Origin of the sequence: Bifidobacterium castoris (assembly GCF_003952025.1) — a bacterium.
GTDB classification, from domain to species: domain Bacteria; phylum Actinomycetota; class Actinomycetes; order Actinomycetales; family Bifidobacteriaceae; genus Bifidobacterium; species Bifidobacterium castoris.
Map to the genome: position 1 here is coordinate 17004 of NZ_QXGI01000009.1, position 12502 is coordinate 29505.

Annotated in this window: 13 protein-coding genes; 1 reads left to right on the forward strand and 12 read right to left on the reverse strand. The window is 65.6% G+C overall.

The features are described 5' to 3' along the window. Positions 1 to 8: 8 nt before the first annotated feature. The 3 genes from D2E22_RS08805 to D2E22_RS08815 are packed head-to-tail and all read right to left on the reverse strand — an operon-like array spanning position 9 to position 3454. On the reverse strand, positions 9 to 959 hold the full coding sequence (locus tag D2E22_RS08805; protein ID WP_126032743.1) for a tetratricopeptide repeat protein: 951 nt from the start codon (positions 957 to 959) through the stop codon (positions 9 to 11). A 60-nt stretch (positions 960 to 1019) separates the two neighbouring features. Continuing rightward, a complete protein-coding gene (locus D2E22_RS08810; RefSeq protein ID WP_126032744.1) occupies positions 1020 to 2027 on the reverse strand; it encodes a DUF8094 domain-containing protein in 1008 nt (335 codons plus the stop codon). Continuing rightward, the gene (locus tag D2E22_RS08815) at positions 2027 to 3454 is read right to left on the reverse strand and encodes a GTPase (RefSeq protein WP_126032745.1); all 1428 of its coding nucleotides are present in this window, start codon (positions 3452 to 3454) and stop codon (positions 2027 to 2029) included. The genes D2E22_RS08810 and D2E22_RS08815 overlap by 1 nt, the downstream gene beginning before the upstream one ends. Positions 3455 to 3541: 87 nt before the next feature. Here D2E22_RS08815 and D2E22_RS08820 point away from each other — a divergent pair, with 87 nt between their 5' ends. Further along, positions 3542 to 4519, forward strand: coding sequence for an FKBP-type peptidyl-prolyl cis-trans isomerase (locus D2E22_RS08820; protein ID WP_126032804.1), 978 nt, complete (start codon positions 3542 to 3544; stop codon positions 4517 to 4519). Positions 4520 to 4623: 104 nt separating this feature from the next. Here the strand turns inward: D2E22_RS08820 and nucS are convergent, their stop codons facing one another. The 9 genes from nucS to atpB form a co-directional block, all read right to left on the reverse strand. Beyond that, positions 4624 to 5328: an endonuclease NucS gene (nucS, locus tag D2E22_RS08825; RefSeq protein WP_126032746.1), complete on the reverse strand. Its 705-nt coding sequence runs from the start codon at positions 5326 to 5328 to the stop codon at positions 4624 to 4626. Between the two features lie 151 nt (positions 5329 to 5479). After that, a complete protein-coding gene (locus tag D2E22_RS08830; protein ID WP_095613354.1) occupies positions 5480 to 5779 on the reverse strand; it encodes a F0F1 ATP synthase subunit epsilon in 300 nt (99 codons plus the stop codon). A gap of 2 nt (positions 5780 to 5781) precedes the next feature. After that, the gene (gene atpD / locus D2E22_RS08835; RefSeq protein WP_126032747.1) at positions 5782 to 7269 is read right to left on the reverse strand and encodes a F0F1 ATP synthase subunit beta; all 1488 of its coding nucleotides are present in this window, start codon (positions 7267 to 7269) and stop codon (positions 5782 to 5784) included. A 9-nt stretch (positions 7270 to 7278) separates the two neighbouring features. After that, positions 7279 to 8190 carry a F0F1 ATP synthase subunit gamma gene (locus D2E22_RS08840; RefSeq protein WP_126032748.1) on the reverse strand — a complete coding sequence of 304 codons (912 nt, stop codon included), beginning with the start codon at positions 8188 to 8190 and terminating at the stop codon, positions 7279 to 7281. Between the two features lie 3 nt (positions 8191 to 8193). Next, positions 8194 to 9855: a F0F1 ATP synthase subunit alpha gene (gene atpA, locus D2E22_RS08845; RefSeq protein WP_126032749.1), complete on the reverse strand. Its 1662-nt coding sequence runs from the start codon at positions 9853 to 9855 to the stop codon at positions 8194 to 8196. A gap of 83 nt (positions 9856 to 9938) precedes the next feature. After that, the gene (locus D2E22_RS08850) at positions 9939 to 10772 is read right to left on the reverse strand and encodes a F0F1 ATP synthase subunit delta (RefSeq protein ID WP_126032750.1); all 834 of its coding nucleotides are present in this window, start codon (positions 10770 to 10772) and stop codon (positions 9939 to 9941) included. A 28-nt stretch (positions 10773 to 10800) separates the two neighbouring features. After that, positions 10801 to 11331, reverse strand: a complete 531-nt coding sequence (locus D2E22_RS08855; RefSeq protein ID WP_126032751.1) for a F0F1 ATP synthase subunit B — start codon at positions 11329 to 11331, stop codon at positions 10801 to 10803. Positions 11332 to 11390: 59 nt separating this feature from the next. Next, positions 11391 to 11621: an ATP synthase F0 subunit C gene (gene atpE / locus D2E22_RS08860; RefSeq protein WP_004219171.1), complete on the reverse strand. Its 231-nt coding sequence runs from the start codon at positions 11619 to 11621 to the stop codon at positions 11391 to 11393. A gap of 51 nt (positions 11622 to 11672) precedes the next feature. Next, the gene (atpB, locus tag D2E22_RS08865; RefSeq protein WP_126032752.1) at positions 11673 to 12485 is read right to left on the reverse strand and encodes a F0F1 ATP synthase subunit A; all 813 of its coding nucleotides are present in this window, start codon (positions 12483 to 12485) and stop codon (positions 11673 to 11675) included. Positions 12486 to 12502 lie beyond the last annotated feature (17 nt).

Genomic DNA, 12502 nt, shown 5'->3' on the forward strand with positions numbered 1-12502 from the left:
GCGCCGGCTCAGTACATCAGCGTCGCGAGGCGGCGGCGTGCGCGCGCGACGCGTTCGTCGCCGGCGTCGGGGATGAGGAAGTACTCGAGCATGCGTTCGCGCGCCGGGTCCATCTGGTCGCGGTGCGCGGCGGCGAAGTCGAGCAGCCGGCCGAAGGCGTCGTCGATCTGTCCGCCGATCATGTCGACGTCGGCGACGGCGAGCTGCGCGTCAAGGTCGTCCGGGGCGTCGGCCGCCGCCTGACGCACGGCGCGCACATCGGCGTCGGCGGACCGGGCGAGCAGCAGCGCCTTCGCGCGTTCGCGGCGCGCGACGTCGTCGGACGCGTCGGCTTCGAGCACCTGCTCGTAGGCGGCCGCTGCGCCGGCGTAGTCGCCCTCCTGCGCGAGGCGGTGCGCTTCGGCGTGCGCGGGCGGCACCTGCATGGCCGCCGGCTGCGCGGCGTCGTCGGCGCCGGCGGCCGGCTCGATGTACGGGGCCGTGCCGGTCACGCCGGCCTGCGCGGCCACCTGCACGAGCTGCGGCAGCACATGCGTCGTGATCTGCTGGAGTTCGTCGTCGGTCGGCAGCCCCTCGAGGATCGGCATCGGGCGGCCGGCGATGAGCGCGAACAGCGCCGGGGCGCCCTGCACGCCGAAGGCCTGCGCGATCGCCGGATCCTTCGCGACGTCGACGCGCGCAAGCTGCAGCTGGCCGTTCATGCCGTTGACCGCGTCGCCGAGCGCACGCGCCATCGCGAAGCAGCGGTCGTCCGTCTCGACCCACATGAGCAGCACGACCGGGAACGTCGCCGACGATTCGACCATCGCCTGGAAGTTGCGTTCCGTCACGTCGATGACGTAGCCGCCGGCCGCGGGCGCGCCGCCCGCCTGCCCCGGTTCGGCCTTCGTCTGGTGCTTGAGCCCTTCAAGGTCGACCGCCCCCGCGAGCGAGATGCCCGGCTTGAAATCCTGTGCCATGATTGTTTGCCTCTTTTCGTATGTCTATGTCCTGCCGTGGCCGCGTGCGCGCCTCGGACGTCAGACGGCCTCGACCTTGACGACCTGTCGTTCGGCGCCGACGGCCTGCACCTTCTGCCCCGATTTCGCCGGCGGCACGTAGAGGGCGACGACGTTGACGTATGTCGCCTTCATCGTGCTCGTCGCCTTGCCGTCGGCGAAGATCGCGCGTTCGGCGTCGGAAGCCGGCTGCGATTCGCGGCCTTCGCCGGCGGTGCGAGTCCACACCGAGTTGATCTGCGCGACGACGAGGTCGCCGCCGTCCGCCGAACGCATGATCTGCATCTGCCCGTCGACCGGCGTGAAGGTCTGCTGCTGCGTGCCCTTGTTGCGTTCCATGCCCTCCTGCACGGTCGCGGACAGCTGCGCGAGGTTGTCGCGGAAGTAGTCGTCCTCGAAATCGTTCGCGTACTGGCTCTTCGAGCCGTTCTGCAGCACGTCGGCGTAGCGCGTCACGGCCTCTTTCGGCGTCATGACGAGGTTGCCGTCGTCATCATGCCCCATCTGCGAGCCGATCGACGGCACCGTGAACTTCGGCATCTTCGCGCCCTGGAACAGGCGCGTGACTCCCCACAGCCGGTAGTTCTCGCGCGCGTCGCCCTGCGTGAACACTAGCAGGCGCTCCGACTGCTGGTCCTCGGTCGTCGTCGTGATCGAGAACACGGCGCGCGGCCAGCCGTTGTCGGTCGGGATGACCGTCTGCGTCAGATCGTCCGGGATCGTCGTCTTCGGATCGAGCTTGCCGGTCTTCTGCGCGACCTTGAGTTCGCTCGTGCGGATCTCGAGTTCCGGACCGCTCATCGCCTGCGCGAGGTTCGCCGGATCCTTCGCGTCGTTGCATTCCTTGATCGTGGCGAGCAGATCGGCGCGGATGCGCTGCTCCTGCGCTTCGGTCAGGTCCGGCGTCGCGGACGCGGCCGATGTCGGCGCGTTCACCGTCGGCACCGTTCCCTCGCATGCACCGAGCGCACATGCCATGCCGAGTGCGAGCGCGGCCGCCGTGACTGCGGTCAGTGAACGTCGTGTCATCAGTCGTTCTCCTTGTCCTTCGCGTCCGCGTCCGCGTCGGCGTCGTCGGTGTCCTTGTCGTCCGGCTCGCCGTTCGCCGGCGGCGCCGCATCGTCCGTGTCGTCGGCGGCGTCCGTGTCGACATCCGCGACATCGTCGGTTTCCTCGCCGCTGTCGGCCGATTCGACGGTCACCGAGGCCTGCTCCGCGCCGTCGTCCACCGTCTCCATCGTCGTTGTCGTCTCTATCGTCGTTGTCGTCGTTGCGCCGTCGGTCGTCTCCGGCGCCGTGTCCGCGGACACGGCCGGGATCGAGCCGGTCTCCTCGCTCACGAGGCGCGCGAAGTAGGCCTGCAGCTCGTCCGGCGTGATGACGGACGTCGTCTCGTCGGACGAGGCCGACGGCGCCGCGCCGTGCGGCGTATCGGAGGCGTCCGCGTGGCGCGCCTGCTCGGCGACGAGGTTGCGCGACGTCGGATCGATGATCTGCGGCGTCTCGCTCGTCTCGTCCGCGGCGGCGCCCGCATGGCGTCCGTGGCGTCCGCGCGGCTTGCCGTTCGCGGTCTTCGGGCGCTTGCGCGGCTTCATGCTCGCGAAGGTGCCGGCGACGGCGGCCGCGATCGTCGTCGTCTCCTCGACCCGTTCCTTTTCCTTGCGCGGCTTGATGACCTTGGCGAAGCGATGGCGGCGCGTCTCCGGGTCCATCGCGAAGACCGACGCCGACAGGATCGCCAGGATGACGCACAGGCCGCCGGCGAAGTACCACGGCAGCGAGAAGTCCGGCACGCTCTGGCGCACCCAGTGCATGCGGATCGTGGCGTCCGACGCCTTGCCGCCGAAATCGACGACCGCGACCTGCGTCGCCTTCGCGTCGTTCAGCTGCAGCGCCGCGCTCGTCTTGCCGCATGCCGTGCTCGCCCACATGTCCGAATCGGCGAAGGCGACCTGCTGGTCGGAGGTGGAGGCGCTGCCGTTCGCCTTCTCGGTGACCGTCGACAGCGTGCTCCAACTATCGAGCCCGGTCACGCGCGTGTACGATTCGCCGGAAAGCCAACCGGAGGCGTCCTTCGGGCTGCCGATCGCGATGCAGGTCGACGGTTCGGCCGCCGCGTCGTTCGCGGCCGCATCCTTCGTGTCCGTCGACGGCGTGGCCGTCGCGTCGGCGGACGGTTCGACGGAGGCGGCGTCCACGCGGATCTGCACGCTCTTGTCGACCAGATCGAGCACGCCGGGGTCGATGACCGCATACCGCGTGCCGTCCAGATGCGCGACCGCGGTGACGTCCTGGCTCGGCTTCCAGATCGTCTGGTTGAGGATGCCGAAGACGATGCAGGTCACGGCGAGCAGGCCGAAAATCGGCGTCACGATGCCGCGCATGATCTTCGCATGCCGGGAAGGCACCGGATGCCTGCGCGGCACATGCGTTTCTTCTTCTTGACCGTCGTTCATCACGTATCCATTCTACAAGTCGCGGCCCTTCACAACTCCCTCACCTTCCTGACGAATAAATCGGGCAGAGGCGTTACTGTGGTGGCTATGCAACATACTTCTCTAGTAACTTCTATCACACGCGCCGCATCAGTAGTCAGCGCGCTCGCTTTATGCGTAAGCATGGCGGCCTGCGGGTCGGGTTCGTCGGACGGATCCGCGAGCGCCTCGTCGAGCGCGAGCGCGACGCTGCCGAAGCTCGAAGGCGTCAAAGTGACCGGCACTCCGGGCGAGAAGCCGAAGGTCGAGTTCAAGAAGGGGCTCAAGATCGAGAACAACAGCGTCGCAGTGCTGCAGGAAGGTGACGGCGACGCGATGAAGAGCGGCGACCGCATCTGCGCGCAGCTCACACAGTACAGCGCGAGCTCCGGCGAGGAGGTCGCCACGACGTGGGAGCAGAACGTGCCCGACTGCTCGCTCGTCTTCAATCCCGAGGACGGCGTCGCCAACGTGGAGAGCGCGACGCTCGCGCAGATCGCGAACACGACGCTCAAAGGCAAGAAGCTCAACACGACGATCGGCATCGGCATCAACGACGGTTCCGGCGACGACAACGCGTACATGCTCATCATGACGCCGGTCTCGCAGTCGACGGACTACACGCAGGCGCAGGGCGAGAAGGTCAAGGACATCCCGTCCGATCTGCCGAAGGTCACGTTGGACGCCTCCGGCAAGCCGTCGATCGACATGAACGGCTACAAGGGTTCGGACAAGCTCGTCGTGCAGCCGCTCATCAAGGGCGACGGTCCGAAGATCGACGAGAACACCTACGCGGCCGTCGTCAACTACACCGGCTGGCTGCTCGACGGCACGCAGTTCGATTCGTCATGGGACCGCAACCAGACCTTCGACGCCGTGCTCAGCAACATGATCAAGGGCTGGCAGGAGGGCCTCGTCGGCCAGACGGTCGGCTCGCAGGTGCTGCTCATCGTGCCGCCGGACCTCGGCTACGGCGATCAGGAGAGCGGCTCGATCCCGGCGAATTCGACGCTCGTCTTCGTCGTCGACATCCTCGCGAAGTACTGACGCGCGCGTCATCACATCAGATACGGCGGTGGCCGCCATCCCCCGAATGGGATGGCGGCCACCGCCGTTTTCGTCCTGTCTGCGGCGCATGCCGCGGCGGGACGCTAGAACAGCCGCAGCGAGTCGTCGTCGGAGCCGCGCATGTCGTCGTAGTCGAGGATCAGGCATTCGAATCCGCGGTCGACGGCGAGCGTGCGCGCCTGCGGGGCGATCGTCTGCGCCGCGAAGATGCCGCGCACCGGCGCGATGAGCGGGTCGCGGTTGAGCAGTTCGCAGTAGCGCGTGAGCTGTTCGACGCCGTCGATGCCGCCGTGCCGTTTGATCTCGATCGCCACATGGGTGCCTTCGGCGTCGACGGCCATGATGTCGACCGGGCCGATCGGCGTCGGATATTCGCGCCGCACGAGCTTGGCCCCTTTGCCGATGCGTTCGATCTGTTCGGCGAGGTAACGCTGCAGATGGTCCTCGACGCCGTCCTTCTTCAGCCCCGGATCCTCGCCGAGGTCGTAGGTCTCGTCGGAGTAGATGTGCTGCAACGTGACCTCGAGGACGTCGTTCGACTTCGTCGCGCACGCGCGGATGACCTTCTGCGGTGCCGCCGTCTCGACGTCATCGTCGGCGTCCGTCGGCGTGATGTCCTTGATCGTGCACGGCGCCGCCATCCAGTTGAGCGGCTTGTACGAGCCGAGCTCGGAGAAGATGAGCAGGCTGTCGTCCGCCTTGATCAGCAGGACGCGACGCGCGAGCGGCAGCGTCGCCTGAAGTCGTCCGGTGTATTCCGCGCTGCAGTCGGCAACAATGATTCGCATGAGGCACCACGATACCGCGTGCCGCGCCCGGGCACAACGCGACGGAACAGCGGCCGACTGCGGCACGCGGCGCCCGCGGATATGCGAAGGGCTCCAGGTTCCACGTGATTCGTGGGACCCGGAGCCCTTGCGACGTGAAGGTCGCCGGCGGTCACTGGATGCCGGTCTCGTCGATCGGCTGGTTCGCCATCGTGCGGCCGTGCTCGACGACGACGGTCAGCTTGTTCGAGTCGAAGGAGATGAATCCGTCGGTCACCTCGAAGGAATGCTTCGCGCCGTCCGGTTCGGTGACGACGAGCGGACCCTCCTGGATGACGGAGAGCACCGGCTCGTGTCCGGGCAGGATGCCCATGCCGCCCGCATAGGCGGGCACGAGCACGGACTTCGCCACGCCGCTCCAGACCGGATGGTCAGCGGAGACGATATTCACGTCCATCGTCGCGCCGGCCATGATCACTCACCGTATTCCTTCTGCATCTTGTGCCACTTCTTCTCGAGGTCGTCGATGCCGCCGATGCCCGAGAACGCCTGCTCCGGGACGGAGTCGTAGACGCCGTCGCAGATGCGAGTGAACGCCTCGATCGTCTCCTCCGCCGGCACATAGGATCCCGGGACGCCGGTGAACTTCTCGGCGACGTAGAAGTTCTGGCCGAGGAACTGCTCGATCTTACGCGCGCGGTTGACGATCATCTTGTCCTCTTCGCCGAGCTCGTCGATGCCGATGAGGGCGATGATGTCCTGCAGTTCCTTGTTGCGCTGCAGGATCGCCTTGACGCGGTTCGCGCAGTCGTAGTGCGCCTGACCGACATAACGCGGGTCGAGGATGCGGGAGGAGGAGGACAGCGGGTCCACGGCCGGGTAGATGCCCTTCGACGCGATGTCGCGCGAGAGCTCGGTCGTCGCGTCGAGGTGGGCGAAGGTCGTCGCCGGTGCCGGGTCGGTGTAGTCGTCGGCGGGGACGTAGATCGCCTGCAGCGACGTGATCGAATGGCCGCGCGTCGACGTGATGCGCTCCTGAAGCGCACCCATCTCGTCGGCGAGGTTCGGCTGGTAGCCGACCGCGGACGGCATGCGGCCGAGCAGCGTCGAGACCTCGGAGCCCGCCTGCGTGAAGCGGAAGATGTTGTCGATGAACAGCAGCACGTCCTGGTTCTCGACGTCGCGGAAGTACTCCGCCATCGTCAGCGCGGTCAGCGGGACGCGCAGACGCGTGCCCGGCTGTTCGTCCATCTGGCCGAAGACGAGCGCGGTCTTCTCGAGCACGCCGGCCTCGTCCATCTCGCCGATCAGATCGTTGCCCTCACGGGTGCGTTCGCCGACGCCGGCGAACACGGATACGCCGCCGTGGTTCTGCGCGACGCGCTGGATCATCTCCTGGATGAGGACGGTCTTGCCGACGCCCGCGCCGCCGAACAGGCCGATCTTGCCGCCCTGCACGTACGGCGTGAGCAGATCGATGACCTTGATGCCCGTTTCGAACATCTGCGTCTTCGATTCGAGCTGGTCGAAGGCCGGCGGGTTGCGGTGGATCGGCCAACGCTCCTTGATGACGATCTTCTCGCCCGGCTTCTTGTTGAGGATGTTGCCGGCGACGTCGAAGACATGGCCCTTCGTCACATCGCCGACCGGCACCTCGATCGGGCCGCCGGTGTCACGCACCTCGGTGCCGCGCACAAGGCCGTCGGTCGACTTGAGGGCCACGCAGCGCGCCGTCGAATCGCCCAGATGCTGTTCGACCTCGAGGGTGATGACGGCGTCCTTGATCTCGCCCTCTTCCTCCTGGCCCATCTGCTTGATCTCGACCTGCAGCGCGTTGTAGATGTCCGGCATGTGACCGACAGGGAACTCAACGTCGATGACCGATCCCTGAATACGCGTCACATGACCGACGATTGGCTCCGCGGCGGTGTCGGCGGCCGCAGTGGTCTGTTTCTCAGCCATTTCGCGTTCCTACTCTTCCTTCTTGTTCAATGCATCGGCGCTGCCGATGATTTCGGTAAGTTCCTGGGTGATCGATGCCTGGCGCGATGCGTTGAGCTTGCGGGTCAGGTCGTTCATCAGTTCGCGCGCGTTCTCCGTGGCCGTGTGCATCGCGTTCTGCCGGCACGCCACCTCGGAGGCGGCCGCCTCAAGCAGGCACTCGTGGATGCGCGAGCGCACGTACTTCGGCAGCACGGCGTCGAGCACCTCGTCGAGGCTCGGCTCGAAGGCGTACAGCGGCATCGCCGTCGTCGCCGTCGGATCGGGACGCTGCGCGTCCTTGTCCTCGATGATCTCGACCGGCAGCATGCGCAGCACGCGCACCTTCTGCACGACCATGTTGATGAACTCGGTGTAGACGATGTACAGCTCGGATACGCCGCCCTGGTCGGCGGGAAGCATATACGCGTCCAGCAGCGCGCGGGAGATCGCGTCGGCGACTTCGACGCCAGGCCTCTCGGTATCGCCTTCCCAGGTCTGTGCGAGCGGGCGGTTGCGGTACTTGTAGTACGAAACACCGCGGCGACCATAGACGAACAGTTCCGGCTCCTTGCCGGCCTCGTCGAGACGCGCCAGCAGATCCTCGGTTTCGCGGATGATCGATGAAGTGTACGCTCCGGCCATGCCACGGTCCGCCGTCAAGGCGAGGACGGCAACACGGGGGTTGTCGCCCTCCTTCTTGACGATCGGGTGTGAGATATGGGAGTGGGATACCAGTGTCTGGACGGCATCGAAAATCGCATCGGTGTACGGCTTCGCGTTGAGCGCCACCTCACGGGCCTGCGCGATATGCGAAGCCGCGATCATCTCCTGGGCGTTGAAGATCTTCTCCAACGAACCCGTGGAGGCGATCCTGCCCTTTAATGCGAGTTGCGATCCCATAGGTTACTTCTTTTCCTGCGCTTCGGCGTCCTTGGCCTTGCGGCCCTGGGCCTTGATCTGCTCCTGATCGACCGGCGTGACGCCCTTCGGCGTCGGCTTCTTGTCGATCAGCGGTTTGCCGGCCTTCGTCACATAGGTCTCACGGAAGGCGTCCACGGCCTTGTCCAGCGCCTCTTCGGTCTGATCGGTGAAGTCGCCGGTGTCGTGGATCGTCTTGAGGATGTCGGTGTTGCGGTCGAGGTACTCGAGCAGGCCCTTCTCGAAGGGCAGCACGTCGGCGACCTCGAGGTCGTCGAGCTTGCCATGGGTGCCGGCCCACACGGAGACGACCTCCTGCTCCATCGAGAACGGGGAGAACTGCGGCTGCTTGAGCAGCTCGGTCAGGCGTGCGCCGCGGTTGAGCTGGGCCTTCGACGCGGCGTCCAGATCGGACGCGAACATCGCGAAGGACTCGAGCGAGCGGTAGCGCGCCAGCGAGATCTTCAGCGTGCCGGAGACCTTCTTGAGCGCCTTCGTCTGCGCCGCGCCGCCGACGCGGGAGACGGAGATGCCGACGTCCACGGCGGGACGCTGGCCGGCGTTGAAGAGGTCGGACTGCAGGAAGATCTGTCCGTCGGTGATCGAGATCACGTTCGTCGGAATGTACGCGGAGACGTCGTTCGCCTTCGTCTCGACGATCGGCAGACCGGTCATCGAGCCGCCGCCCAGATCGTCGGAGACGCGTGCGCAGCGTTCGAGCAGGCGGGAGTGGAGGTAGAAGACGTCGCCAGGATACGCCTCACGTCCCGGCGGGCGGCGCAGCAGCAGCGAGATCGAACGGTACGCCTCGGCCTGCTTCGACAGGTCGTCGAAGACGATGAGGACGTCCTTGCCGTTGTACATCCAGTGCTGGCCGATGGCCGAGCCGGTGTACGGCGCGATGTACTTGAAGCCCGCGGAATCCGACGCCGGGGACGCGACGATCGTCGTGTACTCCATAGCGCCGGCCTCTTCGAGGCTCTGCCTGACGGAGGCGATAGTCGAACCCTTCTGGCCGATGGCCACGTAGATGCAGCGCACCTGCTTCTTCGGATCGCCCGACTCCCAGTTCTCCTTCTGGTTGATGATCGTGTCGATCGCGATGGCCGTCTTGCCGGTCTGGCGGTCTCCGATGATGAGCTGGCGCTGGCCGCGGCCGATCGGCGTCATCGCGTCGATCGCCTTGAGGCCGGTGGACATCGGCTCGTCGACCGGGTGGCGGTGCATGACGTCGGGGGCCTGCGCCTCGAGAATACGGCGTCCTTCGCTCTTGATCTCGCCCAGACCGTCGATCGGGTTGCCCAGCGGGTCCACGACGCGGCCGAGGAATCCATCGCCGACCGGCACGGAAAGCACCTCGCCGGTACGGCGGACCTCCTGGCCTTCCTCGATGCCGACGAAGTCGCCGAGGATAACCACGCCGATCTCGCGGGCGTCAAGGTTGAACGCCAGGCCAAGGGTGCCGTCCTCGAAGGTCAGCAGCTCGTTGGCCATGCAACCAGGCAGTCCCGTCACATGCGCAATGCCGTCGCCGGCCGTCGCGACGTGGCCGACCTCCTGGGTCGGCGTCTCCGACGGCGTGTACGCCTCGACGAAATCATCGAGCGCCTTGCGTATCGTGGCGGGATCAATGGTCAGTTCTGCCATGATCACTCCTTATTGTTGTGTATACATTCGTGTGGGTCCTCTTCGCGGACCCGTGGGACGTGGGGGCGTGGAGCCTCCTCGCGTCACTCGGCGGTGCCCGCCTTCACCTTGCGCCTGAGCGCCTGCAGCTGCGCGACGACGGTGTTGTCGGTCACCTCGTCGCCGACCTGCACGCGCATGCCGCCGATGACGTTCCTGTCCACGACGAGGTGGATGTGCACCGGCCGGCCGACCTTCTTCGTGTAGATCTTCGCGAGGCGTTGGATCTGCTCCTCGCTCAGCTCGGTCGCCGCCGTCACCGTGACCATCGACTCCCCCATATGGCGGGAGAACTTGTTGATGAGCCACTGGATCGTCTCGAGGTACCGGCGGTTGCGCGGATTGCGCGTGCTGTGTTCGGCGAGACGCACGGTGATGCGGTTGAAGTGGGCGTCGTCGATGAGGGCGTGCAGCAGGTCGTAGCGCGCCTCGAGCGGTCCGTCGTCGTCGGAAAGGTCCGCACGGACGACGGGCAGGTTGAGCAGGGCCGACTGCAGCTGCGCGAGTTCGATCGACACCTGCAGCGTCTTGCCGTCCTTGTCCGCCTGGTACATCATGGCGTCCACCGCGAAGTCCTCCACGGCGTTGTCGATGTCACGGGCGCGGCTCCAGCTGCGGCCGACGAGATCGACGAGGATCGCCATCGTCATGTCCAGGACCTTGCCGCCGAACAGCTCGTTGAGCAGGCGGACCTTGTCCTCGGTCGGACGGCCCGGATCGGTCAGAGCGCGCTGCAGGCGCGGGTTCTTGTCGAGCACGTACGTGATCGTGAACAGTTCGTTGCCGATCTCCCACGCGTCGTCGCCCGACGCGCTGAGCCGCTTGGCGAACGAGTCACGCGATTCGCGATCGGCCACTCGTGATGCTTCTCCTTGCAACTGTCACCTCCCTCCTTGCAGATACGTGCTACTTGTTGTCTTCGGACTGTTCCAGATCGGCGATCATCTTGTCGAGCATGTCCGACTGGACCGTCGGATCCTGAAGCTGCGTCTGCAGGATCTTGCCGGCAAGCGACGTGGCGATCGTGCCGACTTCGCCCTTGAGGCTGACCATCGCCTTCTGCTGCTGCGATTCGAGCGAGCGTTCGGCGTTGGCGGTGATCTGCGCGGCCTCGGTCTCGGCGCGCGAACGCGCGTCGGCGATGATGTGCGACGCCTCGGCGCGCGCGTCGTCGCGGATCTTCGACGCCTCGACGCGGGCGGTGCTCAGCTGCGCCTGATACTTCTTCTTGGCTTCCTCGGCGTCTTTCTGAGCCTGTTCCGCCTTGGCGAGGCCACCCTCGATCTTGGCGGCGCGCTCATCGAACACGGACTGGAACTTCGGCAGGAAGAACTTGTAGAAGAACGCGGCCACGATGACCAGGATGATCAGCGACCAGACGATGTCATAGATCTCGGGAAGGAACAGCTGGATGCCGTCGTTTTCCGCCATGTCCATGATTCGTTCTCCTCCTTTCATGTCCTCAAGTGATGATTCGTGTCGCTACTCGACCCGGATCACTGGAAGATGAACGCCGCGACGAAGCCGAGCAGCGCGAGGACCTCGACGAACGCCAGACCCAGGAACATCAGCGTCTGCAGACGGCCACCCAGCTCGGGCTGGCGCGCGGTGCTCTCGATCGTCTTGCCAATCAGGATGCCCAGACCGATGCCGGGTCCGATGGCGGCAAGACCGTAGCCGACGACGTTCAGGTTGCCCGCAACCTCAGCGAGGGTAACGATATCCATGGTTGTTTCCTTTCTGGTTCATTGCTTGATGCAACAAAATCATGCCGGCGGTCAGTCGATCTCCGGATAGCTCATATTGATGTACGCGGTCGTCAGGATCGCGAAGATGTACGCCTGCAGCGCCGCGACGAGGATCTCGAAGAGATACATGAACATGCCGGCTGCGAAGGTCACGACGCCGAAGGGCATCATCACCTTGTTCACGACGTCGATGAGGAAGTACTGCGTCGCCGACAGGCACAGCGCGAGGATGAGATGGCCGGAGACCATGTTCGCGAAGAGTCGGATCGTCAGCGAGAACGGGCGGATGACGAGCAGCTCGAGCAGCTGGATCGGCGAAAGCAGGATGTAGATCGGCCACGGGACGCCCTTCGGGAACAGCTCGTCGCGCAGAAAGTGGCCGAGGCCCTTCTCGCGGATGCCGGCGATCCAGTACTGGAAGAAGCACCACATCGCGAACACGAGCGGCAACGTGATCGTCGCGCTCGCCGCGATGTTCATGCCCGGGACCTCGCCGCACAGGTTGAAGACGAGCAGCGTGAGGAACACGGTCGTGATCATCGGCACGTAACGCTTGCCGCGCGCCTCGCCCATGACCTGATAGACGATGTCCGTCTTCGTGAAGTTGACGATCCATTCGACGGCGCTCTGCCAACGTCCCGGCACGAGTTTCGCGCGCGCCGCCGTGATGCCCAGCACGAGCATCAGGATGATCGCGGCGAGGATGCGCACGAAGATGATGCGGTTGATCGCGAACGGAGTGCCCTGGAACAGGATCTCCGGAGGAAGGAAGTCGTCGATGCTCGGCATATGCATCGACGACTCTGCGAGCGTGACGGCGCCTGCGGCGAATGCATCAACCATTCATGCCTCCTGATGTT